This window comes from Nocardia sp. NPDC001965 (assembly GCF_053594175.1).
In genome coordinates, this window is sequence record NZ_JBSFDZ010000056.1 from 1 (window position 1) to 22,254 (window position 22,254).

A 22,254-nucleotide genomic window follows, 5' to 3' on the forward strand; every position below is an offset into this window, starting at 1 on the left:
TCGCCGTTCAGGCCTCGAGACTCGAGCCTTCGGCTCATGCGCTTTCGAGGCCTGAACGGCGAGACGGGCCTCGACCCTTCGAGGTGTCTCGTAAAACTCGACTCGGGGGGTTGCGGGGGCATTCGACGTCCGGGCTTGTCTGTGGGCTGTTCTCGTGGGGATGGGCCGGCGCGTGTCGTATGTGCTGGTACGGCGGGTCCGCGGGGTGGGCGGCGCGACCTCGGGGTCTCAGACCTTGTGCGGGGGGCGCGCCTGGGAATGCAGCGCCTCGGCGGGCGGGTCTGCGTCCGTACCATCGGGGCCGGTTCACCGCGACAACACTCCCCGGTTCTGTGCCTGGTGACCGACCTGCGAGGCCGTATCCGCCGATCACTAGACTCATGCGGGTGACGCATTCCCAGAGACCCGTTCTTGTTGTCGACTTCGGTGCGCAATACGCGCAGTTGATCGCCCGCCGGGTCCGGGAGGCGAATGTCTACTCCGAGGTGGTGCCGCATACGGCGACCGTCGCCGAGATCGCGGAGAAGCAGCCGCTCGCGGTGATCCTGTCCGGTGGCCCGGCCAGTGTGTACGCCGACGGTGCGCCTTCGCTCGATCCGCGGTTGTTCGACCTCGACGTGCCGGTTTTCGGGATCTGTTACGGCTTTCAGGCCATGGCGCAGGCGCTGGGTGGGACTGTCACCAACACGGGGACGCGGGAGTACGGGCGGACCGAACTCGATATCGACGGCGGTCTGCTGCACGAGGGGCTGCCCGGCGTGCAGCCGGTGTGGATGAGCCACGGAGACGCGGTCACCGACGCGCCGGCGGGGTTCGAGGTCACCGGTACGACGGTGGGTGCGCCGGTCGCGGCATTCGAGAACCGGGCGCGGAAGCTGGCCGGGGTGCAGTACCACCCCGAGGTACTGCATTCGCCGCACGGCCAGCAGGTGTTGAGCCGATTCCTGCACGATATGGCGGGTATCGCGCCCACCTGGACCCCCGCCAATATCGCCGAGGTCATGATCGAGCGGGTTCGTGAGCAGATCGGCGACAAACACGCGATCTGCGGGCTGTCCGGCGGCGTGGACAGCGCGGTGGCGGGGGCACTGGTCCAGCGCGCCATCGGTGACAGGCTGACCTGTGTGTTCGTCGATCACGGTCTGTTGCGCGCGGGAGAGCGGGAGCAGGTACAGCGGGATTTCGTGGCGGCCACGGGTGCGCGGCTGGTCACCGTGGACGCGGTGGACAAGTTCCTGGGCGAGCTGAAAGGGGTCACCGACCCCGAGGAGAAGCGCAAGATCATCGGCCGGGAGTTCATCCGGTCCTTCGAGGACGCGGTGGGCGAGGTCGTCGGTGAACAGGCGGCGGGCGATGCGATGCCGACAGTGGAGTTCCTGGTCCAGGGGACGTTGTACCCGGATGTCGTGGAATCCGGTGGCGGAAGCGGTACCGCGAACATCAAATCGCATCACAATGTGGGCGGGTTGCCCGAGGATCTGGAGTTCGAACTGGTCGAACCGCTGCGGTTGCTGTTCAAGGACGAGGTGCGCGCGGTCGGCCGGGAACTCGGACTGCCGGAGGAGATCGTGGCGCGGCAGCCGTTCCCGGGCCCGGGCCTGGCGATCCGGATCATCGGTGAGGTCACCGAGGACCGGTTGATCACGCTGCGGCAGGCCGACGCCATCGCGCGCGAGGAACTCACCGTGGCCGGTCTGGACGGTCAGATCTGGCAGTGCCCGGTGGTGTTGCTCGCGGATGTACGCAGTGTCGGGGTACAGGGCGACGGCCGCACCTACGGGCATCCGATCGTGCTGCGGCCGGTATCGAGCGAGGACGCGATGACCGCGGACTGGACGCGGCTGCCCTACGAGGTGCTCGAACGAATCTCCACCCGGATCACCAACGAGGTCGCGGAGGTCAACCGGGTGGTGCTGGATGTGACGAGCAAACCGCCGGGCACCATCGAATGGGAGTGACGACGAACCGGCCGGACCTGGAAAGGTCCGGCCGGTTCCGTGTTTCCGGTCGGCGGCGCGGTCGCTAGCGGCGTTTCCGGGGCGAGACGACCAGCACCAGGCCGGCCACGATGGCGACCGCGACGACGATCCAGCCGATCGGCACGATCGTCGTGAGGTCCCAGCGACCGGCCCCGACCAGTGCCCAGGCGCTCAGTACGAGCGCGAGCAGACCGACGAAGAACAGTCCGGGGGAGAAGCCGCCGCGCCGAACTCTTCCGCACGCGCCGGGTCGGTTGTCTGTCTGCTGTTCAGCCACGGCGCACCTCCGCATCGCCCATACGTACGTGCACATTCAGGTTCAGGACCGGGGCGTCGCCACCGGGGCCGGTCAGTCCGTCGGGGCAGTTCGCCTCACCCATCCGGACGGTGCAGTCGGTGCGCACATTCATGTTCTCGGGGATCAGGACCACCGCCTGACCCATGTGTACATCCACATCCACCGTCCGGTCCGCCGTCAGATCGATACCGCGCAGGTCGAGCGTGCCCGAACCCATGGTGACCGTGTACTCCGGTCGTACTTCGGTGGCCGCGGCCGGTGCCCAGGTACGGTCACCCATGGTCGAACTGTTCAGGTCGACCGGTCCGATCACCGCGGCCAGCAGCACGAACGCCGCCAGTGGCGCGGTCACCAGCAGCAGGCCGTGCCCGCGGCGCCGGAACGAACCGAGCACCAGCCCCAGTGCGACGACCGCCAATGCGATCGCGGCGATCCGGCCCGGCGTCATCCATTCGACGCCTGCCACTGCCGCCGCGCCGGCACCCGCCGCGGCGAGGACCGCGAGCCCGAGGACGACCGGGGTGAAACGGGATCGCGGGTGCTTCGCGTCCGTCGGCGCGACCATGGTGCGGGTCGGTGTCGGCTCGGGGAGGTCCCAGGCCAGCGGGGCGGCGCCGAGTGGATCCCAGGCGGGCGGGGTGCGGGGTTCGAACCGTTCGGTGCCGGGCTTGCTCATATTGATGGTGGCGCCGACGCCCGGGGGCGGGCCGGAGGCGGTGCCCGTGGTGGGCCGGTCGTCGGGTACGGCCGGGGAATCCGTAGCCGACATGTCACCGGGAGAGGCCGCGGCCTGCGTGGCGGACGATGCACCGGTATCGCTGGCTGGGCGCGCGGCCTGCCCGGTGGTGGAAGAATAGCCGGGGTTCGCGTCACCGCTCGCGGTCGGCAGCGGGGGAGCCTGCTGCGGATGCGTCCCGGTGGGCTCTGCCGGGGTCTCGGCGGCTTTCGCGGGCTGCTGCGGCGCGGCGGCCGACGGGTCGGGGGTATAGCGGTCCGGCAGTCTCGTATACGGCGTGTAGACATCGGTGCCCGGCGCAGCGTAGGGGTCGACCCCGCTCTGCGGGAACATGGCGCCGGGATATCCGGTCGTCCCGGGTGTGCCCAGCGGTTCCGGTTCGAACGCGCCGGGCGGTAGCGGTGGTGGTTCCGGGGCGCGCATATGCAGCATCCACCAGGCGGCGAGCATGAGGGCGAGCGCGATGACACCCGATCCGCCGAGGCCGATACCCACCGGCCCCATCGTGCTCACCGCGATCGCCAGCGCCACGATCAGCACGATCGTCTTGGTCTGATTCTGTGGTTGCCGGTCACTGCGGGCGAGCGACTCCGCCATCGAACCGCCGCTCCCGGGTTCCGGGAACAGCAGCCATCCGGCGAGGTAGAGCACGATACCGGCGCCACCGAAAATGGTGGACACCACGAACGCCACCCGTACCAGCACCGGATCGATCCCGTAGCGATGGCCGAATCCCGCCGCGACTCCGGCGATCGGGCCCCGGCGGGGCAACCGAACCGGTCGCGTCTGCCACATCTGCTGGAGCTGCTCGCCGAAGCTCGTTCTCGTCATGGATCCCATGGTCCGCCCGGAACAGCGGCGCGCACATCGGGGGGAACCCTGAAGTTGGTCCGGAAAACCTCCTGAGCACTGCCGATGGGGGCGGCCGATGCGGATATCAGGGTGTTTCCCCATGGCTGCCGGCGTCGGTCCCGTGCCAGTATCGAGGGTATGTGCCCGTTCGGACCTGCCTTCTACACGCGGGGGGCCGCTGCCGGGCCCGGGGCGGTTCCCGGTACCGATACTCCACGTCTCGTCCGCCGCTCGGGCGGCCGGATCGTGGGCGGGGTGGCCGGCGGTGTCGCCGACCATCTCGGTATCGACGTGCTCAAGGTACGGATGGCGTTCGTCCTGCTGGCCGCGCTGGCCGGGGCCGGGATCGTCGCCTACGGCCTGCTGTGGATCTTCACTCCCGACGGCACGGATTCGGGTCGTCCCTCGGGTACCGAACGCCGGCAGGCGATCGGTCTGGCGCTGCTCGGGCTGGGGCTGTCGGTGGCGGTGTCGTGGGCGTTCAGCGGGGCGGCGGCCCGGGTGATCGCGCCGATCGTGGTGATCGCGGTGGGTGCGGCGCTGGTCTGGCGGGAATACGATGCCGACGGTCCGCGGTCGCTGGTCGGGATGCCGGCGAAACCGTCGGTGGTGACCTGGTCGCGGATCATCGCGGGGGTGACGCTGGTGGTCACCGGTCTCGCGGTGGTGGTGTTGTCGCAGGTGGATTGGGGTTCACTCGGTTCGGCGCTGCTGGCGGTGGCCGCGACCCTGATCGGGGTGGGCCTGCTGACTGTTCCGCTGGGGCTGCGGTTGATGCATTCGCTCAATGCCGAACGCGCTGCCCGTATCCGGAACGAGGAACGGGAGGAGATCGCCTCCCACCTGCACGATTCGGTGCTGCAGACGCTGGCGTTGATTCAGCGTCAGGCGAGCGACCCGCACGAGGTACTGCGGCTGGCCCGCAGTCAGGAACGCGAACTTCGGCGCTGGCTGTTCGCCGATTCGGGTCCGGCCGAATCCAGTCTGGCCGCCGCGCTGCGCACCATCGCCGGTGAGGTGGAGGATCAGCACGGGGTGAAGGTCACGCCGGTGACAGTGGGCGATGTCGCGATGGACGGGGAGGAACGCGGTTCCGGTCTGCCGAAGGAGCATTTCACCGCGGTCCTGGGCGCTACTCGGGAAGCCCTGGTGAACGCGGCGAAACATGCCGGTGTCGCCGATATCGATCTGTTCGCCGAGGCCGAACCGCACCAGGTGAGCGTGTTCGTCCGCGACCGCGGCGCCGGGTTCGATCCCGCTGCCGTTCCGGAGGATCGGCACGGGCTGGCGCGGTCCATTCGTGGCCGGGTGGAGCGGCGCGGCGGCACGGTGGAGATCGTGTCGGAGCCGGGACGGGGCACCGAAGTACGCATATTCATGCCGCGCAACGATTCCGGGACTTCCGAAGCGGCGGATTCGGCGGACGACACCCGCGTCGCTGCCGTGAGTTCCGCCGCCCCGGAGACTGCCGGACCTGTCACCGATACCGAGCCGGAGAGTCCCGCTCCCGGCCGGAGGAGCTCCGTTGCCGCCGGTCTCAGCGGGATCCGCCGGACCGATGCCGATCCGGCGCGCCCCGGCCGCTGATGATTCACGTGGGGACCGCTCGGTTCCGGTCTCGCCGAGCGCCCGGGGCGATCGGGCCCGCCGCCGTACCGGCCGATACCCCGTCCGCTGCCTCGGCCGTGTACTTCTGCTCGGTCGCCGCGAATCAGCCGGGCCGGCACTCGAATCCCGGCCCGGCTGCGCCCGGATCCGGGTACCGAACGATAATTGCCGAAAACACCTCGTCCGACCCGGCTGCCCACCCGGAACCGGGTCTTACGAGGTCCACAATGGTCGAGGCCCGTCCCGCCGTTGGCCGGAGGTGCTCAACGGTTACATTCCGCGTATGGCCGACCGCACGTCGCATGCGCCGCAGGCGCGAGTCTCGGCCGCGCAACGGCGGGACCTCGGGGGCCTCGACCCCGCGCGCCGCAGGCGTGCCATGAGTACAGCGAGGTTGAGTGTGCGGGTTTTTCTGGTGGACGATCACGCTGTCTTCCGGTCCGGGGTGCGGGCCGAGTTGAGCCGGGAGACGGATATGGAGGTCGTGGGGGAAGCCGGTGGTGTGTCCGAGGCCGTGGCGGGAATCAACAGCGCGAAACCCGATGTGGTGTTGCTCGACGTGCATATGCCCGACGGGGGCGGGGTGGCGGTGCTGCACGGTATCGACAGTGGCCCGGTATGTCTGGCGTTGAGCGTGTCCGATGCCGCCGAGGATGTGATCGCGGTGATCCGGGCCGGTGCCCGGGGCTATGTGACCAAGACGATTTCCGGCGCCGAACTGGCCGACGGGATCCGCCGGGTGGCCGGTGGTGATGCGGTGTTCAGCCCGCGGCTGGCCGGTTTCGTGCTGGATTCGTTCACCGGGAAGTCTCCGGTGCCCGAGCCGCCGCTGGATCCGGAGCTGGATTCGCTGACGCCGCGCGAGCTGGAGGTGCTGCGGCTCCTGGCCCGCGGTTACACCTATCGGGAGATCGCCGAGAAGTTGTTCATCTCGGTGAAAACAGTGGAGACCCATGCCTCTAATGTGCTGCGCAAGACCCAGCAGTCCAACCGGAACGCGTTGACGCGCTGGGCGCATCGGCGGCGTATCGACTGAGGCTGTGTCAGGGGCGGGCGGGGTCGTGCAGGCCGCGGACCGAGCGGGTGACGGTGAACTTCCGGTTGCGGCCCATCACCTCGGTGCGCCCGACCATTCGTTCGACCACGGTGCGATGGTTGAGATGGTTGTTGTACACGGTCCACAGTTCGCCGCCGGGCCGCAGTACCCGGCCGGTCTGGGCGAACATCTTGATGGCCGATCCGGTGTGCACGGCCGCGCCGACATGGAACGGCGGATTGCATACGACCAGGTCGGCACTGTTGTCGGGGGCGCCGGACATGGCGTCGTCGCGGACCACCCGGACCTGCTCGGTGACCTGGTTGGCGGCGGCGGTCGCGGTGGCCGAGGCGACGGCGGCGGCGGATTGGTCGGTGCCGACCACGGCGAGGCCGGGCCGGGATCGGGCGAGGGCCACGGCCAGGATGCCGGTGCCGCAACCGAGATCGACGGCGTCGCGGGCGTCGGGTTTCATCGCACGCAGATGTTCCAGCAGGAACCGGGTACCGATATCGAGCCGGGTGCCGGAGAACGCCGCGCCGTGGGCGACCACGTCGATATCGAGTTCGCCGATGTGCTCGTGGAGCGGAAACCGGGAAGCGCCTACCGGTTTCGGTCCGCGCACCAGCAGGGTGCGCGATTTCTGTCGGCCGCGGCTGGCGCGTACTTCGGCGAACGATTCGGCCAGTACGTCGTTCATGGCCTTGGTGAGGTATTTGTCGCGGCCACCGGCGTAGATCCGGACCGTGGGGTGGGCGTATCGGGCGACGGCCTCGGCGATTTCGGCCAGACCGGCCAGGACCCGCGGTAGCCGCAGCAGGACGACGGTCGCGCCGGCGAGCAGGCTTTCGCCGAGCGGGTGCGCCGTGTAACGGTCGGCCAGTCCGAGGGCTCGAGCGTTGGCCGCCAGGGCGAGTTCGCCGGTGAGCAGGTCCTGATGGACCCGGAGTCCGTGCAGATCATGGGCAGCGGCCGCGCCGAGGGTGAGGGCGCCGTAGCCGTCGCCGATCACGGCGACTGTTTCCCGGGCGTCGGCGGCTTCGGTGAGCGCATCCGCGGCCACGTCGAGAATCAGGCGGTCGGCGGCATCGACGGCATACAGGTTGGCGGCCTCCACATCCGGATAGCGGCGCAACCTTCCCAGCAGGTCCTCCACGTCTCGCACGTGAACAAGTGTGCTAGATCGTTGCCGCGGCCCGCCGGCCACCCCGCCGGATACGCTCGGGCCCCGGTGAGCGTCCCGTTCTCCGGCCCGGCTCCGGCTACGTCCGCGGCACCGGGCATCTCGGCCGGCCGGCCCGCGATCGCAGCCCGCACCTCCCGTGGCACACCCGAGGAGAGCGTATTACCGCAGGACAGCGGCAGCGGCGGTTAGCATCGCCCCCATGCGTACCGGGCAGGTTCTGGTAGTGGCGGCGATGCTGGGTTGTCTCACGGCATGCGCCGACTCCGGTTCCACACCACCGGTCAGCTCCCCGGAGCTGGTGCCGGCGGTGCCGACCTCGGAGGTGGACACCCCGGCGTTGCCGGTACCGCCGATACCGTTGCCGGGTGAGGCGGTGCCCGCGCCGGACGATACGGTGCCCAAACAGGGGGAAGCGTCGCCGGGAGCTCAGCTGACCGTCACCGATATCCGGCTGAGCCGCCATCCCGGGTTCGATCGGGTGGAGTACGAACTCGGTGGAGCGGGCACTCCGGGCTGGAGCGTGTGGTACACCGGGCGGGCCCTCCAGGACGGCAGCGGCCGGGAGCTGGACGTGGCCGGCGATTCGGTGCTCGAGGTGCGGATCACCGGGTCCGCCTATCCCTTCGACAGCCAGGTGATGCCCTACGCCGGCCCGGACCCGGCCGTCGATCCGGCGGTCCCCGGGATCGCCGGGGTCTATCGGACCACCGTGTACGAAGGGGTCACCCAGTCGTTCATCGGGGTGGCCACCGACGAACCGGGCTTTACCGTATCGTCCGCTGTGATGCCGAATCGACTGGTCATCGATATCGCGACGGGTTAGCGTGGGTGGATCCCGGTATCGGTTGATCATCAATGGTCAGGCTGGGCGGTCGAAATACGACCCGACACAGTACGGTTGACAGCACCGGCGGCTCAGATGTCCGGCGCGCCGGTGCGAAAATACGGGGTCGTGGGCATCCGAGGGGAGTTCAACACCAATGCGACGATTCGAACGAGCCGGCCTGGCCGCTGCCGCGACCGCGCTGGTCGCGGGCGGTTTCCTCGTTGCCTGCTCGAACACCGTGACCGGCACCGCCCAGGTGAACCAGTCCGAGTTGCAGCTCTACACCTCCGAGGTCGAATCCTCGTCGGCCGCGGCCTCCTCCTCCCGGGCGGCCGCCGCGGCCGCGGCCGCCACCGATGTCTGCGAGGCGTTGCGCGACAACAACAACCCCGCGGTCGACGCCTTCAACGCCTATATCGACGCCAGTGACGCGAAGGCCCCCGATCTCGAGCCGAAGAAGCAGGCCGCGATCACCGCGCTGCGCAATACCGCCGGGAAGATCGACGAGAATCTGAACCCGGATGTGCCCAACGATGTCTCCACCCCGATGCGCACCTACCGCGACAATCTGAAATCGCTGGCCGACCTGCTGGAACGCAATGCCTCGGTCGAAGAGGTGAACGGTCAGATCGATACGTTCAACAAGGACAAGGACGCCGCGTTCGATTCCTGCAACGGGTACTGAGCGGCGCGTTCACTCGTAGAGCCCTTCCACGTACCACCGGTCGTTCTGGACGAACAGCAGCAGGCTGTGCGGGCCGGGTAGTTCCACCTGGGCGCGGGCGCTGGGCGTCGCACCGGGCGACCACCACAGTTCGTCCAGCAGCCAGGGCCCGGCCCATGCGGTGAGCCGCCAGCTGGATCGTCCCCAGCGCAACCGGGCCGGGGGGCCGCTGAATCGGCCGCGCTCGGTGATCCGCACGGGTGCCCCGTCGGCGGATTCCAGGGTGACCGGCGGGCGGTCGAGCATGATGACGGCGGGTGCGGGTTCGGGTATCCGGCCCGGCCAGGGCGGCGCCGGATCGGTATGCGGGGCCGGTTCGTCGCCGAAGGCGACCATGGTGACCCGTTCGGCCGGGCCACGCCCGCCGCTGAGCACTCCCACCTGCACCGCGTCCCCGCCGAGCAGCCCTTGGACCCGGACCAGTGCGCGCAGTGCGCGTTCGTCACCCGATCCGGTATCGCCCCACAGGCCGAGTTGCAGGGCGGCGGCCGGCACCAGTTCCACCGGGATCAGGTGCAGCAGGATGATCGGGCCGGTGGGCCGGCCCCCGGGCGGGCGGGTCAGCCAGCCGTCCAGTTGCCAGCGCACCCGGTCGGCGACACCATCGGCGGTCAGCGGTTCGGCGCAGCGCCAGACTCGCGACAGGTGCTCGCCGGTGTCGGTTTCGGCACGGATCTCCAGTCGGGTACAGGCCAGCGTGGCGGCCGACAGTGTCGCGCTCAGCCTGGTGGCCAGGAGCCGTCCGGCGAACGCGGCCCGGTCCACCCGGTCGATCGGCGGGTCGCAGGGCAGCCGGACTTCCAGTTCGGGCGCGGGGTGCCGGGGCGCCGGTGGGCGTTCCGGTAGTGCGCGGGCCATCCGGTGCGCGAGTATCGCGTCTGCACCGAACCGGGAGGTCACCTGGGCCGGGGTCAGCTCGGCGAAATCGGCGATACGGCGCAGACCCAGCCGGTGCAGCAGATCGAGGAGCGCGGCTCGTTCCGCGGCCGCTGGACCGGGTTCGACGGCCAGTTCCCCGATCGGCAGTGGCGCCAGGAAGGACGCGTCCTGCCCCGGCGGTACGAGAGCCCCGTGCCGGGCGGCGATGATCGCGGTGGGCAGTTCGTCGGCGATGCCCACCTTGGCCTCCACTCCGGCAGCCGCCAGGGCGGCGAGGAACCGGCGGGCCGCGGCCTCGGCGGAACCGAAGTAGCGGATGACGCCGCGCGCGGACAGTGCCAGCAGCCCGGGCCGCAGTACTTCCACACCGGAGGCGAGCGTATCGACGGTCGCCGCGACCGGTTCGAACAGCCGGGCATCGCGGTCCGGGTCTTGTTGGGCCACCGCCAGTTCCGGGCAGCGACCCTGTGCTTCGCGTTTACGCATACCGCGCCGTACCCCGGCCTCGCGGGCGGCGGCCGAACAGGTGACGACCCGGTTCGCGTGCAGGACCGCCAGCGCTTGTTCCGGTGGCAGGCCCGCGCTCGCCGCCGCCGCGACCGCCGGCCAGTCCGGGCACCACACCGCCAGGACGCGCGGACCGCCGCGCGGCGTGACCGCGGTCCGATCAGGAGGCAACGATGCGCTCCCGCCGTTCCGGGGCGTTCCCGTCGCCGGTCGCCGCGTTGTCCGGGACCGTCCACTCCACCCGGCCGCCCAGCGGGCGGGCGACCAGCCTGCCTCGCTGTGGCATACCGGTTCCGGTGCGGACCGCTACGTCCAGGGCGATCGAGCGGATACGCCCGCTGCCCGTGCCGAGTCCGGTGTAACCGGAGACCTTCGCCTCCACGTTCAGGTCCGGGGCCGGCCAGGAGCCGCCGGTGACGATCAGTGTGGCCGCTTTCCCCCGGGCCTTCGCGGTGAGTACCCGGGCGCGCGCGGGAGCTACGGTGGCGCCGCCGAGACCGAGTACCACCAGCTCCATACCGTCGAGCAATACCGCCGCCACCTCCACCGGATCCCGGCCGGCGTCGGCGACCACGGCGAGCCGGTCCAGCCGGGCACCCATCTCCGCGGTCGCGAGCAGGCCCAGCCGGGGCAACCCGACCGCGGCCGCGTGCCCACCCGACCCGGTGACGGTGGCGAGTAGCCCGGCCAGCAACGATCCAGCACCGGTGTAAGCCGTCACGGTGCCCTTGACCAGGCCGCCGTCGGGCAGCAGGGGAGCCAGGGGCGAGGGTACGGGCAGGATCTCCCGCCGCAGGCCGGTCGCCGCGGCCACCGGCGCGGGCAGGCCGTTCTCGCCGCGTGGGACCGCCGTGGGACCGGGTACACATCCGCCGCTCGCCGCTCGTGCCCGCCGCAGTTGCGCCAGTTCGCGCAGCTGCGCGCCGCTGGCCTTCGGGGGTCGTGCCGTCATACTCTCACCCACTTCCGCGACGGATGCCGGACCGTCGGCCGGTCGCACCGAAGTGGCCGGCACCGCCCCAGCTACCTCCTGTTTCGAACATACATTCGACAGACTATAGGCTGGAACCCGCCCCCGGAAGCACCCGCGCGAATAGCTACGACCCGCTGTAGTGAACGCAGTCACGTGTTGCGCGGTCCGGCTTCGAATCCGGCCAGCTACCACCGAATTCGGCTAGTCTCACTCCCATGATCGATCGCCCCCGCCCCATCGTCGGCCCGGACTATCTGGTCGCCGGCCGATACCGCCTGCAGTCGAAACTGGGCGGAGGCGGCATGGGAGCGGTATGGGAGGCCAGGGATCGGCTGCTGGACCGCGAGGTCGCCATCAAACAGGTGCTGTCCACCGCCGGGATGGACGAGGCGCATGCCCGGCGGATCCGCGACCAGATCGTGCACGAGGGCCGGGTCGCGGCGAAACTGTCCCATGAGCACGCCATCGCCGTCTACGACGTGGTGCTCGAAGCCGGTGAGCCCTGGCTGGTAATGGAGCATCTGCCCTCGCGCAGCGTGGCCCGGGCCCTCTCGCTGGTGAATGCCCTGTCGGTGATCGAGGTGGCTCAGATCGGTGCCCAGGTCGCCGACGCGCTGGCCGCCGCGCACCACGTCGGGATCGTGCACCGCGATATCAAACCGGGCAATATCCTCGTCGCCGACCGCGGGCCCGGGGTCGGGATGGCGAAGCTGAGCGATTTCGGTATCTCGCGCAATGTCACCGAGGCCGCCGACGAACCGGACGGGATGATCACCGGTACGCCCGCCTACCTGCCACCGGAGGTGGCGCGCGGCCACCAGCCCACCGCGGCCAGCGATGTGTTCTCGCTCGGTGCCACCCTCTACACCGCCATCGAGGGGCAGCCGCCGTTCGGGATGGACGACGATACCGGCGCCATCGTGGAACGCGCCGCCATGGCGCAGATCATTCCGCCCGCTCGCAGCGGCGCGCTCACCGGGGCGCTGCTGCACATGATGGAACCCGCCCCGCAGCGACGGCCCACCATGGCCGAAGCGCGCGACGAGATCTTGGCCGCCGCGTTCGGTCCCGGTGCGGCCGGAAATATCCTCGGCGCGCCGGTTCGTACCGAAGACGGCACCATTCCCGCGTGGGCGGCCCGTAACTCCGCGGCCGGACTGCGCAGCCCCCGCTCCGGGCCGCTGCCCCGTCGCGCGCAGCCGCAACCGCCGCGGCCCGCCGCGGTCGCGGCTCCCGCCGCGCCGGGTGGTTCGAAACAGCTCAGTCCGACCGTGGCCGTCACCGTCGGCCTGCTGATCGGGCTGCTCATCATCATCGTGATCCTCGTCATGGTGATGTAGCGCCGGGTCGTGCTCAGCCGGGTAGCTCTCCGCCGCTACCGGATTCGTCGAGCAGTAGCGCCAGCATCTTCCGGAACTCGGCCGCGCGACCGGCGCCCAGCGTCCGCGCCCAATCCGCTTCCACCGAGATCATGCTGTCGCGCAGTACCTCGAAGGCCGCCCGGCCGCGGTCGGTCAGGCAGATGAGCTTGGCGCGCCGATCGGTGGGGTCCGCGGCGCGGACGAGATAGCCGCCGCGTTCGAGTGTGCCCACCACCTGCGCGGTGGCCTGCCGGGTGACCCCGATCCGCGGCGCGAGCTCGGAGACCCGCTGTCCGCCCGTCAGTAGCGGTGGGAAGAGTTGCAGGGCATGGCGCGGATGCAGGTCGGTCATACCCGCGGCGGCGAACGCCGTGGCCAGCCGGACACTCGTGGCACGGGTGAGCCGGTACAGCAGTACGGCCGGTGAGGACGGCGCGGCGGTGGACTCGCTCATGACGACCGATTCTCGCCGAGCCCGCCGCGCGCCGATGCCCACGGCGGAGAGGGCGCCGGCCGGCGGGTCAGCAGAGTCCGTCCGTACCGGCCGGGTAGGTGACTTCCGGATAATAGGGGCCCAGCACCGGTTCCGGATTCTCCGGATCGGCGTTCTGGATCGAACCGGGAAAGTCCGCGGCGGGCAGCATGTTCCGCATGATCAGCAGCGTCTCCCCGGAGTTCGCGGGCAGCCAGGCGATGCCGCAGCCCGGGTCCGGCCGGTTCTCCGGGGCGGAGACCACGATCGTGAATTCCCCGTTCCCGTCGAGCGGGATCTCGTCGTCGACCAGGCAGCCCAGCGTGCTGGTCGACGGCCCGTCCCCACTGCATATCGACCAGTACCGCAGCTGGGCGGATTCCATCCGCGGTGTTGCGGAGAAGGTGTCGGGGGTACGGGGAAGCCTGCCGCGGACGACCGCGGTCCGGCCGGAGTCCACCAGGGTGGCCAGGTATTTGTTGTCGGGGTTGGGGAACAGTCCGCCGCCGTCGCGTCCGGCCCATTGCGGCGCGTGTGGCGGCGGGGTGGCTCGCCCGCCCGCTCGGATGCGACTCTCCGGGAATACGCCGTGCGGGTCGGCATCGCTGGTGCTCGCGGCGCAGTCGGCGAGTTCCACCGTCCCGCCGCCGGGAGTGCCGACCGTGGCCCGCGGTAGTCCGGTGCCGCCCATCGCGTCGCGTCCCGTATCGGGGCGGTAGACCCGGTAGATCACCGGGATCACGCCGTCGGTGGCCGGTGCATAGAGCGTATCGGGTTCGGGATTCGCCGGGCGGTCTCCGGCGATCACCCGGATCGTGTAGGACCGGTTCGCGTTCTGTCGGTCGGCACCCGCCGGGAAAGGGTTCACCGAGCCGGTGTCGGGTGTGATCGCGGTATCGGTGAGGATGCCGGTCGCGGTACCGGACGAGTACGAGACGAACGACATGTACCGCGCGTGCGGGAACTGGCCACGCAGGGTCACGCTCGTTCCGGGGGCGGCGGGTACCAGGGTCATCCAGTAGTCGGCGAAGGTGTCGGGAAAGGCGACGTTGAACGTGCCCGCCCCGATCCGCGGGCTCCAACCGCAGGTGACCTCCGGTGGTGCCGCGGTGGCGGGGGCGGCCGGCGTCGGGAACGCCGCGGCGCAACCGGCCGCCACGGCCAGTGCCAGCGCCCGGGTGGCGTGCCGAGTTGTGCGAGCGCCTCGGGACATATCGCCTCGTTTCCGTATTCCGCCGGTGCCGGGATGTGACCGCCGCCGCGGCGGCGGAACGATTATAGGCAAGAATCTTGCGTAATTGGATACAACACCCCGCGAACAGCCGATATCCGAATCCGCCGTCGGCGAGGGCGGAGTTTATGCCGGTCCGTGGTCCATTCGGGCCCGACCGGCGGTAAGGTCCGGTTTGTCTGTCTTGTCGTCTCGCCCGGGAACTCCACCGGGGGCCGTGATCGTTGGATGGACAGTTGGATATCGAGTAACAGCTCGAGCCGACGGTCGTGCTCCGGTATGGCCAACGAACTCCGAGAAAGGGATTTGCGGTGCGCGCCACAAGCAATCCGGTATTCAAGAATCTGCCGAAGCAGGAAACCGGCTACGCGAGCTTCGGCTCGGCTGCCGCCGGCGCGGGTCAGCTGGGTTACCAGTACGGCAACCAGCAGCAGTATCCGCAGCAATATCAGCAGCCCTATCCGCAGGCGCCGACCCGGTCGCTGACCATCGACGACGTGGTCACCAAGACCGGTATCACCCTGGGTGTCCTCGCGCTGTCCGCCCTGGTCACCTACATCCTGACCAGTGCCAACAACGGCCTGGCGCCGCTGTTCGTCATCGGTGGTGGCCTCATCGGCCTGGTTCTCGTACTCGTCGCCACCTTCGGCAACAAGGCCGACAACCCGGCGCTCGTGCTCTCCTATGCGGTCGCCGAAGGTGTCTTCGTCGGCGCCCTGTCGTTCATGTTCACCGATATCAGCTTCGGTGGCGCGGGCGGCGCGGGCATGATCGGCCAGGCCATCCTGGGCACCTTCGGTGTATTCGCCGGCATGCTGGTCGTCTACAAGACCGGAGCCATCCGGGTCACCCCACGGTTCACCCGCATGCTGATCGGCGCCATGATCGGCATCCTGGTCCTGGTCGTGGGCAACCTGATCGCGAGCTTCTTCACCGACGGCGGCTTCGGCCTGCGTGACGGCGGCCCGGTCGCGATCATCTTCAGCCTGGTGGTCATCGCCATTGCCGCGTTCAGCTTCCTGCTGGACTTCGATGCCGCCGACCAGCTCATCCGCGCCCAGGCTCCGCCGAAGGCGGCCTGGGGTGTGGCCCTGGGCCTCACGGTCACCCTGGTCTGGCTCTACGTGGAGATCCTGCGCCTGCTGAGCTACTTCCAGAGCGACTAGTAGCACCGACACTGTTGCGACGACGGCCCTCATTTCGATGGGGGCCGTCGTCGTATACGGGCGTTGACCAGAGGTAAATCGACGCCGACGTGGCGAGAACGCACCGCAGTCCCGGTAAGAGCTCGTTCCTGTCCGGAAAGGCCCGATCGATACGAACCCTCGCTATCCTGATTTCACGCCTTTGCGGGATGAGGATGTGACGGGGTGGATGAGTAAGGTCCTCGTAGAGGTCATGATCGCCATCGCTCGACGTGCCCACAATGCCACCGGACAGGCGGCCTCCGCCATCAGGTCTCGCTATTCCGGCACGACCGGCCCTATCCGGAGTGGCGCGACCGGAGCAGACGCCGGCGACAACGTCGGCGCGGCTCTCGCCCGCAGTGTGGACACCGCATCGATCCGCACCCGGCGTGGGCAGGATGGTTCGTCGGCGCGACAACCGGCGGACGAGCCTCGCCGCGTCGACCGGGACGGTGGCCGCGGCAGCGGTGACCTGGGCACCACGCCACGACCCGACCGCGTCGAGAATCCCCTACCGCCCGTGTTCGCGATGGACACCGATCCGCCGCCCAGTTACCAGGACATACGAAGGTATGTGGCACAGCATCGCATGCCCGCGTCCTTCAACCCGAACTCGTCGGTCGCCGATCTCATGTTGGACGAGTCGACGTGGGGTGAGGCCATGCGGTTACAACGCGCCCATCTGGGAAGTCGAGGGATCACCGGCCGCGAGTTCGACCAGGGTATGTGGGAAGTGGCCGATCGACTCGAACGAGAGGCCAGGGAAGGCGGCTTCGGGCTGCCGTTCTCGGCCGGTCTGCGCTACCGACTGCCGTACATGCGAACTGTATACCGAGGAGATACGCGGCCTCCGGCGATAATATTCGAGCACGGTTTCACCCCCAGGGGCGACAACCGCGATCTCGGCGATCATCAGGGCGAATACGGTGATTCCGCGTATATCGGGACCTCGACCGAACATGCCAATGCCGCGGACCACGCGGACGGTCCGCACGGGTACGGAGCAGACGGGTATGTGTATGTGATCCGAGATGCCACCGGAGGTGTGGATGTCGATCACTGGAACCTGATGCGCGATGGAAGCCTTCTCGCACCGGAGAACGAAATAGCCTTCGAAGGTGGAATTCCGGCGGACAAGGTGATGGGCGTACTCCGCGACAAAAACGACCCGAGTGCCGGGATCATCGAGAACCCCAATTACGTACCGGCCCGCGCGGCCTCCGGAGTCCGCGACGACACCGGCCCGTGGGTACGGCCGCTGCCGCCCGACGCCCTGGCGACACCATGATGACTAGGAACGTGGAGATCCTGCGCCTGCCGAGCCACTTCCAGAGCGACTGGTAGCGACCGCGACCGAGTGAAAACGGCCTCCACTCCGGTGGGGGCCGCCGTGGTCCACACTCGGCAGGTCCCGCCGCGCGGCGTAGGTCTCGGCCAGCAGACCGAATATCCGCTCCTGAACCGACGTGTTGCCCGAGTGCCACGCCACCCGCAGATCGTGGAGCAGCGAGGGGAGAAGCTTGCCCAGCTCACCCGAATTCACCATATGCCGCATCTCGGATGCCCGAGCGACGTCGGCGGTCAGGTGGTCCAGGGTGCGGGACGGAACATCGTCGGGCGGGATCCGGTACACCGCCAGCTCTCGCCGGAGATCCGGTATCCCGGCGTGCACCAGCTGCTCGTCGCGGGTTGTGCGTGGGTACGGCTGTTCGAGAAGCGCGGTGACGCCGACCTTCAACGCGCGTCCGCAGGCCGAGATGAAAGCGGGCGAGGCGGGCGCCCGCCCCTGCTCCACAGCTTTGACAAGCGATGTCGAGACATGTGCCTCGGCAGCCAAGCGGGCCTGAGTCCAACCGGCGAGTTCGCGTTCCTCGGCTACGTGAGTCCCCACGCCGTGATTCTTCTGCTCGGTGCTCATAGCTATCACATCCTGCATCGCCCCTTGTCCACATGGTGCCAAAGGTTTTGGCCCTTCGGGGGATCGGGCGCTACGAGCCTTTATGGCGAATCGAGCCCGCTTACAACAACACCGAAGAGGTGCGCCGTGCGTAAGGAGTCACCGTCCCTGCCCACCCGCGCTCCGCACAATCTCGCCATGGCCGCCACGCTACGGCTCTGGCAGGCGGGCCGTCACTGGGTTACCGACGACCCGGCGATTCTGCGCCGGCTCGCGGACGGGCTTCGTACGCTACCCGCCGAACTTCCCACCGCGCATTGCCGCTCGCACGAACCGATCCGTGGTTACGCGCACGCGCATCAGGTGATGGATGTGCACGCCGCGCACCGCTGCCCGCGCTACGCGGCGGCAGCCGAGTACGCCGCCGAGGCGCGTTGATGACCACCGCCAGACGCGCGGTCGTGCTCTGCCGACCGGACTGCGACAACGCGGAGATCGAGCGGCCGACCCGGGCGCACGACCTTCGGGTGGTGTACACCGACACCGACACCGGGCCGGAGCTCGCGGCGCGGATCGCCGTTCAGTACGCGCTCGACTACGCCGCCGAGGTGGTCGTGATCCCGTATCTGAGCACGCGGGATGCCGGGGAGGTGCCTACGTGGTGGACGGTCGGCCGGATCGCCGAGCTGGTTACGGGGACCGGAGGTCCGCCCGGTCTTAGGCTGGACTCCGCACCCGACAGGCAGGAGAACGAGGTGGCCCCGACGACGCCGACCGAGACGACCGTGGCCGAAGTGCTGGCCGAGCTGGCCGAGCTCGCCGACCCGAAGATCCGCGCGGTGAACGAGAAGCACGGCGACGATCACGGCGTGAACCTCACCCGGCTGCGCGCGGTCGCGAAACGGCTGAAAACCCAGCAGGACCTCGCGCGCGGACTGTGGGAGTCCGGCGACACCGCGGCGCGCCTGCTGGCGCTGCTGATCTGCCGCCCGAAAGCCTTCGGGCGCGACGAGCTGGACGCCATGCTGCGTGACGCGCGGACGCCCAAGGTGCAGGACTGGCTCGTGAACTATGTGGTGAAGAAGAACCCACACGCCGAAGAACTGCGCGTGACCTGGTTCGACGATCCCGATCCCGTGGTGGCGAGCGCCGGGTGGGGGTTGACCGCCGACCGGGTGAGCAAGGAGCCCGGCGGTCTCGACCTCCCCGGCCTGCTCGACCTCATCGAAGCGCGGATGAAAGACGCCCCGGAGCGCCTGCAATGGGCGATGAACACCTGCCTGGCCCAGATCGGGATCGAGCACCCCGAGTACCGCGCCCGGGCGATCGATATCGGCGAGCGACTGAAGGTGCTCGAGGACTACCCGACCTCCCCGGGCTGCACCTCCCCGTTCGCGCCCGTCTGGATCACCGAGATGGTGCGCCGGCAGGAGGAGAAGTAGCCTTGCCCGCACCACGTCATCGCGCTCAGGTCGTCGAAGTATTCCGAGCCGTGCGGCTGGCTCTCGATCCGGCGACCACGCGCGGAGCACGGGAGCGAACGCCTGCGTCGGCAGGGTCTACGTCGCACGACGACGGCGGACGAAAAGAAGCGACCTCCCCACGGACGTGATACCCGCGGAGAGGTCGTTCTCGGTGGCATCGGCTGTCAGCTGTTGCCATCTGTCCTCGTCGGCCGGATGGTTTATCTCCGTCGAATCAGCTCAGGCGCTCGATGATCATCGCCATGCCCTGGCCGCCGCCGACGCACATCGTTTCCAGGCCGAACTGCTTGTCGTGGGTCTGGAGGTTGTTGAGGAGGGTGGCGGTGATGCGGGCGCCGGTCATACCGAACGGGTGGCCGAGGGCGATGGCGCCGCCGGAGACATTCAGTTTGTCCAGGTCCATGCCCAGTTCCCGGGCCGAACCGAGGACCTGCACCGCGAACGCCTCGTTGATCTCGTAGAGGTCGATATCGCCGATGGTCTTACCGGCCAGCTTCAGCGCCTTGCGCACCGCTTCGATCGGACCCAGGCCCATGATCTCGGGGGAGAGGCCGGAGACCCCGGTGGACACGATCCGGGCCAGCGGGGTCAGGCCCAGTTCCTTGGCCTTGGTGTCGCTCATGACGACCAGGGCGGCGGCGCCGTCGTTGAGCGGGCAGGCGTTACCGGCGGTGACCGTGCCGTCCGGGCGGAAGACCGGCTTGAGCTGGGAGATCTTCTCGTAGGTGGTGCCGGCGCGGGGGCCGTCGTCGGTGGAGACGACGGTGCCGTCCGGCAGGGTCACCGGGGTGATCTCGCGTTCGAAGAAACCGGCCTCGATGGCCTCTTCGGCGCGGTTCTGCGACCGCACACCCCAGTGGTCCTGGTCTTCGCGGGAGATCCCGGTGAACGAGGCGACGTTCTCCGCGGTCTGCCCCATGGCGATGTAGACATCGGGGATGGTGTCGTCTTCGCGCGGATCACGCCAGCTCACCCCGCCCTGAGCGGAGGTCGCGGTACGTTCCTCGGCGGTACCGAACAGCGGGTTGTGGGTGTCGGGCCAGCCGTCGGCGGTGCCCTTCGGGAACCGGGAGACGGTTTCTACACCGGCGGAGATGAAAGCATGGCCCTCCCCGGCCTTGATGGCGTGGAACGCCATCCGGGTGGTCTGTAGCGACGAGGAACAGTAGCGGTTCACGGTGGTGCCGGGCATATAGTCGTAACCCAGCTGGGTGGCGACGACCTTGGCCATGTTGAAACCGGATTCGCCGGCGGGCTGGCCGCAGCCGAGCATCAGATCGTCGATATCGGCGGGTGACAGGGCGGGGACCTTGTCCAGCGCGGCGCGCACCATCTGCGCGGCCAGGTCGTCGGGCCGCATGCTCACCAGCGACCCCTTGTTGGCCCGGCCGATGGGGGAGCGAGCAACGGAAACGATGACGGCCTCTGGCATGAGGACTCCTTAGTCGGGAGCGTGCTCGGCCGAAACGGCAGCCCGAACACTACTCGCGGGTACGATCCCTTCGAATCTACGTCGCGCCCGGCTACGAGGAAATATCCGCCGTGGCCATATCCCGTTCAGCGAGCGCTCTCGTCAATTCGGGCAGCAGATGTGTGGCGGCAAGCGCGTAGCCCGCCGCCGAGGGATGGAAACCGTCGGTCGAGAACAATTGCTCCGGGGCGGCCCGGAAATCCTTGCTCAGCAGGTCACCCATTGCGACAGTACGGCCACCTGCGGCCCGGGTGGCCGTGATCTGCGCTCGGGCGAGCCGGACGCTCCATCGGTGGACCACCGAGCGCAGCGGTTCCGGGATGGCCGTGACGCTGCCCAGATCCGGGCAGGTACCGACCACGACGACACAACCCGCGCCGTGCAACCGGCTGACCGCCGAGCCGAGGCGTTCGGCGGAGCGTGCGATCGAATGTTTCTTGGTGACATCGTTGGCCCCCACCAGGACGACCGCCGCGTCCGGCGGGGCGCCCGCCACGAACATCGCGTCCACCTGCCCGGCCAGCCCCTTGGAGGTGGCGCCGGAGATAGCTTTGGTACTCAGCCGGATCCGCTGCCCGGTGACATCGGCCAGGCCGTGCGCGATGCGGACGCCGGGTACTTCGGCGGCGCTGTGGCAGCCCAGGCCGGCGGCGGTGGAGTCGCCGAAGATCATCAGGTGGAGGTCGGCGTGCTTACCGGTGCGCCAGCATTCGTAGCCGTCCGGTGAGTAGATGCCGTCGGCTTCCGGGGGTTTGGAGGTATCGCGGCCGATCATTCCGCGCGCAGTGCCCGCCTGGGTGGTGAGCAGCCGATAGGTCGCCCAGGACGCGGTTCCGGCCCCGGAGCCGACCAGAGCGGTGACGGCACCGGCCACCGCGGCCGTGCGCCATCGGATCCGAATTTCGCCCATGTCGGGGGATTTTACGAGCGGGACCGGCCTCGTGCGACCGTGCCCGGCCGCCGCGTCGTGGTGGTTCGACCGGTCAGGCCGGGACGATGAAACTGCCGTACGCGGGGATGCTCGCGTGATCGGTGGTGACGACGACGTCCACCCGGCCGGGGCCGGTGTTCTGGAACAGCGAGTACTGGATGCTGCCGTAGATACCGGTCACCACATTGTTGACGTAGGAGCCGGTGGCGCCGGTGTCGAGATTTCGCCAGGTCACCGTGGTCAATACCTCGCACAGCGGTGCCAGCGGATAAGCGCCCGGCCCGATCCCGGTGACCGGATTCGCGCGAACATTGATCACCGCGCGGCCGGGCCACTGCGGATCGGTATCGGCCCAGGTGCGGATGCTGGTCCCGCACAGACCGCCGTAGGCGAGCGTCGGCACATCGGGGAACGCGGTGGTCGCGGCACCGGCCGCCGCCCCGGACCCGACGACCAGCGCTAAGGCGGACCCGGCCAGAAATACGGTGGCGCGTGCGCGCTTCGGCAGCCTCATAGGTCACAGATACTAAAGGCTGGGCGCCGGTCCCGTCGGATATGGCGGTTCGGTGGCGGACCACGCCGAAGCCTCCGGCAACGCCTCTGCAACGATGGGGGT

Annotated in this window: 21 protein-coding genes; 10 read left to right on the top strand and 11 right to left on the bottom strand. The window is 69.1% G+C overall.

Annotated elements, in window-relative coordinates:
- Window positions 1-380: 380 nt before the first annotated feature.
- Window positions 381-1,958 carry a glutamine-hydrolyzing GMP synthase gene (guaA, locus tag ACWCPQ_RS33070; RefSeq protein WP_449906445.1) on the top strand — a complete coding sequence of 526 codons (1,578 nt, stop codon included), beginning with the start codon at window positions 381-383 and terminating at the stop codon, window positions 1,956-1,958.
- Between the two features lie 64 nt (window positions 1,959-2,022).
- On the opposite strand, the gene ACWCPQ_RS33075 is transcribed toward guaA, so the two are convergent.
- Window positions 2,023-2,256 (bottom strand): hypothetical protein, encoded by a 234-nt coding sequence (locus tag ACWCPQ_RS33075; RefSeq protein WP_449906447.1) that lies wholly within the window; start codon window positions 2,254-2,256, stop codon window positions 2,023-2,025.
- The gene (locus ACWCPQ_RS33080) at window positions 2,249-3,844 is read right to left on the bottom strand and encodes a PspC domain-containing protein (protein ID WP_449906450.1); all 1,596 of its coding nucleotides are present in this window, start codon (window positions 3,842-3,844) and stop codon (window positions 2,249-2,251) included. The genes ACWCPQ_RS33075 and ACWCPQ_RS33080 overlap by 8 nt, the downstream gene beginning before the upstream one ends.
- 159 nt (window positions 3,845-4,003) lie before the next feature.
- Between ACWCPQ_RS33080 and ACWCPQ_RS33085 the strand changes: the two genes are divergently transcribed.
- Both ACWCPQ_RS33085 and ACWCPQ_RS33090 read left to right on the top strand, forming a co-directional pair.
- Window positions 4,004-5,452: an ATP-binding protein gene (locus ACWCPQ_RS33085; protein ID WP_449906453.1), complete on the top strand. Its 1,449-nt coding sequence runs from the start codon at window positions 4,004-4,006 to the stop codon at window positions 5,450-5,452.
- Between the two features lie 400 nt (window positions 5,453-5,852).
- Window positions 5,853-6,509 (top strand): response regulator, encoded by a 657-nt coding sequence (locus ACWCPQ_RS33090; protein WP_449906516.1) that lies wholly within the window; start codon window positions 5,853-5,855, stop codon window positions 6,507-6,509.
- Between the two features lie 7 nt (window positions 6,510-6,516).
- On the opposite strand, the gene ACWCPQ_RS33095 is transcribed toward ACWCPQ_RS33090, so the two are convergent.
- Window positions 6,517-7,674, bottom strand: a complete 1,158-nt coding sequence (locus ACWCPQ_RS33095; protein WP_449906455.1) for a class I SAM-dependent methyltransferase — start codon at window positions 7,672-7,674, stop codon at window positions 6,517-6,519.
- Between the two features lie 220 nt (window positions 7,675-7,894).
- On the opposite strand from ACWCPQ_RS33095, the gene ACWCPQ_RS33100 reads away from it, so the two are divergent.
- Together ACWCPQ_RS33100 and ACWCPQ_RS33105 are read left to right on the top strand one after the other, a co-directional pair.
- Complete coding sequence (locus tag ACWCPQ_RS33100) at window positions 7,895-8,518, top strand: AMIN-like domain-containing (lipo)protein (protein ID WP_449906457.1); 624 nt, start codon at window positions 7,895-7,897, stop codon at window positions 8,516-8,518.
- 157 nt (window positions 8,519-8,675) lie between these two features.
- On the top strand, window positions 8,676-9,206 hold the full coding sequence (locus tag ACWCPQ_RS33105; RefSeq protein ID WP_449906460.1) for a hypothetical protein: 531 nt from the start codon (window positions 8,676-8,678) through the stop codon (window positions 9,204-9,206).
- Between the two features lie 9 nt (window positions 9,207-9,215).
- Here the strand turns inward: ACWCPQ_RS33105 and ACWCPQ_RS33110 are convergent, their stop codons facing one another.
- Together ACWCPQ_RS33110 and ACWCPQ_RS33115 are read right to left on the bottom strand one after the other, a co-directional pair.
- Window positions 9,216-10,802: a DNA polymerase Y family protein gene (locus tag ACWCPQ_RS33110; protein ID WP_449906463.1), complete on the bottom strand. Its 1,587-nt coding sequence runs from the start codon at window positions 10,800-10,802 to the stop codon at window positions 9,216-9,218.
- Complete coding sequence (locus tag ACWCPQ_RS33115) at window positions 10,792-11,583, bottom strand: hypothetical protein (RefSeq protein ID WP_449906466.1); 792 nt, start codon at window positions 11,581-11,583, stop codon at window positions 10,792-10,794. Before ACWCPQ_RS33115 ends, ACWCPQ_RS33110 begins: the two co-directional genes overlap by 11 nt.
- 236 nt (window positions 11,584-11,819) lie before the next feature.
- On the opposite strand from ACWCPQ_RS33115, the gene ACWCPQ_RS33120 reads away from it, so the two are divergent.
- On the top strand, window positions 11,820-12,944 hold the full coding sequence (locus ACWCPQ_RS33120; protein ID WP_449906468.1) for a serine/threonine-protein kinase: 1,125 nt from the start codon (window positions 11,820-11,822) through the stop codon (window positions 12,942-12,944).
- Between the two features lie 13 nt (window positions 12,945-12,957).
- Here ACWCPQ_RS33120 and ACWCPQ_RS33125 read toward each other — a convergent pair whose 3' ends face one another.
- Complete coding sequence (locus tag ACWCPQ_RS33125; protein WP_449906471.1) at window positions 12,958-13,419, bottom strand: MarR family winged helix-turn-helix transcriptional regulator; 462 nt, start codon at window positions 13,417-13,419, stop codon at window positions 12,958-12,960.
- Between the two features lie 67 nt (window positions 13,420-13,486).
- Window positions 13,487-14,650: a hypothetical protein gene (locus ACWCPQ_RS33130; RefSeq protein ID WP_449906474.1), complete on the bottom strand. Its 1,164-nt coding sequence runs from the start codon at window positions 14,648-14,650 to the stop codon at window positions 13,487-13,489.
- A gap of 329 nt (window positions 14,651-14,979) precedes the next feature.
- On the opposite strand from ACWCPQ_RS33130, the gene ACWCPQ_RS33135 reads away from it, so the two are divergent.
- Together ACWCPQ_RS33135 and ACWCPQ_RS33140 are read left to right on the top strand one after the other, a co-directional pair.
- The gene (locus tag ACWCPQ_RS33135) at window positions 14,980-15,834 is read left to right on the top strand and encodes a Bax inhibitor-1/YccA family protein (protein ID WP_449906477.1); all 855 of its coding nucleotides are present in this window, start codon (window positions 14,980-14,982) and stop codon (window positions 15,832-15,834) included.
- Between the two features lie 208 nt (window positions 15,835-16,042).
- Window positions 16,043-17,143: a scabin-related ADP-ribosyltransferase gene (locus ACWCPQ_RS33140; protein ID WP_449906480.1), complete on the top strand. Its 1,101-nt coding sequence runs from the start codon at window positions 16,043-16,045 to the stop codon at window positions 17,141-17,143.
- 3 nt (window positions 17,144-17,146) lie between these two features.
- Here ACWCPQ_RS33140 and ACWCPQ_RS33145 read toward each other — a convergent pair whose 3' ends face one another.
- Window positions 17,147-17,773, bottom strand: a complete 627-nt coding sequence (locus tag ACWCPQ_RS33145; RefSeq protein ID WP_449906483.1) for a helix-turn-helix domain-containing protein — start codon at window positions 17,771-17,773, stop codon at window positions 17,147-17,149.
- Between the two features lie 126 nt (window positions 17,774-17,899).
- On the opposite strand from ACWCPQ_RS33145, the gene ACWCPQ_RS33150 reads away from it, so the two are divergent.
- Window positions 17,900-18,190, top strand: a complete 291-nt coding sequence (locus tag ACWCPQ_RS33150) for a hypothetical protein (protein WP_449906486.1) — start codon at window positions 17,900-17,902, stop codon at window positions 18,188-18,190.
- 317 nt (window positions 18,191-18,507) lie between these two features.
- Window positions 18,508-19,194 (top strand): DNA alkylation repair protein, encoded by a 687-nt coding sequence (locus tag ACWCPQ_RS33155; protein WP_449906519.1) that lies wholly within the window; start codon window positions 18,508-18,510, stop codon window positions 19,192-19,194.
- Between the two features lie 256 nt (window positions 19,195-19,450).
- Here the strand turns inward: ACWCPQ_RS33155 and ACWCPQ_RS33160 are convergent, their stop codons facing one another.
- The 3 genes from ACWCPQ_RS33160 to ACWCPQ_RS33170 all read right to left on the bottom strand — a co-directional run bounded on the left by ACWCPQ_RS33160 (window position 19,451) and on the right by ACWCPQ_RS33170 (window position 22,152).
- A complete protein-coding gene (locus ACWCPQ_RS33160) occupies window positions 19,451-20,668 on the bottom strand; it encodes an acetyl-CoA C-acetyltransferase (RefSeq protein ID WP_449906489.1) in 1,218 nt (405 codons plus the stop codon).
- A 91-nt stretch (window positions 20,669-20,759) separates the two neighbouring features.
- Window positions 20,760-21,617 (bottom strand): SGNH/GDSL hydrolase family protein, encoded by an 858-nt coding sequence (locus ACWCPQ_RS33165; RefSeq protein WP_449906492.1) that lies wholly within the window; start codon window positions 21,615-21,617, stop codon window positions 20,760-20,762.
- A gap of 73 nt (window positions 21,618-21,690) precedes the next feature.
- Complete coding sequence (locus ACWCPQ_RS33170; protein ID WP_449906496.1) at window positions 21,691-22,152, bottom strand: hypothetical protein; 462 nt, start codon at window positions 22,150-22,152, stop codon at window positions 21,691-21,693.
- Window positions 22,153-22,254 lie beyond the last annotated feature (102 nt).

Excerpts from the sequence above, each read along its gene's own strand:
- ACWCPQ_RS33160 (WP_449906489.1), bottom strand. The coding sequence starts at position 20,668 with ATGCCAGAGGCCGTCATCGTTTCCGTTGCTCGCTCCCCCATCGGCCGG.
- ACWCPQ_RS33125 (WP_449906471.1), bottom strand. The coding sequence starts at position 13,419 with ATGAGCGAGTCCACCGCCGCGCCGTCCTCACCGGCCGTACTGCTGTAC.
- ACWCPQ_RS33120 (WP_449906468.1), top strand. The coding sequence starts at position 11,820 with ATGATCGATCGCCCCCGCCCCATCGTCGGCCCGGACTATCTGGTCGCC.
- ACWCPQ_RS33085 (WP_449906453.1), top strand. The coding sequence starts at position 4,004 with ATGTGCCCGTTCGGACCTGCCTTCTACACGCGGGGGGCCGCTGCCGGG.
- ACWCPQ_RS33080 (WP_449906450.1), bottom strand. The coding sequence starts at position 3,844 with ATGACGAGAACGAGCTTCGGCGAGCAGCTCCAGCAGATGTGGCAGACG.
- ACWCPQ_RS33090 (WP_449906516.1), top strand. The coding sequence starts at position 5,853 with ATGAGTACAGCGAGGTTGAGTGTGCGGGTTTTTCTGGTGGACGATCAC.
- ACWCPQ_RS33130 (WP_449906474.1), bottom strand. The coding sequence starts at position 14,650 with ATGTCCCGAGGCGCTCGCACAACTCGGCACGCCACCCGGGCGCTGGCA.
- ACWCPQ_RS33140 (WP_449906480.1), top strand. The coding sequence starts at position 16,043 with ATGAGTAAGGTCCTCGTAGAGGTCATGATCGCCATCGCTCGACGTGCC.
- ACWCPQ_RS33100 (WP_449906457.1), top strand. The coding sequence starts at position 7,895 with ATGCGTACCGGGCAGGTTCTGGTAGTGGCGGCGATGCTGGGTTGTCTC.
- ACWCPQ_RS33170 (WP_449906496.1), bottom strand. The coding sequence starts at position 22,152 with ATGAGGCTGCCGAAGCGCGCACGCGCCACCGTATTTCTGGCCGGGTCC.
- ACWCPQ_RS33115 (WP_449906466.1), bottom strand. The coding sequence starts at position 11,583 with ATGACGGCACGACCCCCGAAGGCCAGCGGCGCGCAGCTGCGCGAACTG.
- ACWCPQ_RS33145 (WP_449906483.1), bottom strand. The coding sequence starts at position 17,773 with ATGAGCACCGAGCAGAAGAATCACGGCGTGGGGACTCACGTAGCCGAG.
- ACWCPQ_RS33165 (WP_449906492.1), bottom strand. The coding sequence starts at position 21,617 with ATGGGCGAAATTCGGATCCGATGGCGCACGGCCGCGGTGGCCGGTGCC.
- ACWCPQ_RS33105 (WP_449906460.1), top strand. The coding sequence starts at position 8,676 with ATGCGACGATTCGAACGAGCCGGCCTGGCCGCTGCCGCGACCGCGCTG.
- guaA (WP_449906445.1), top strand. The coding sequence starts at position 381 with ATGCGGGTGACGCATTCCCAGAGACCCGTTCTTGTTGTCGACTTCGGT.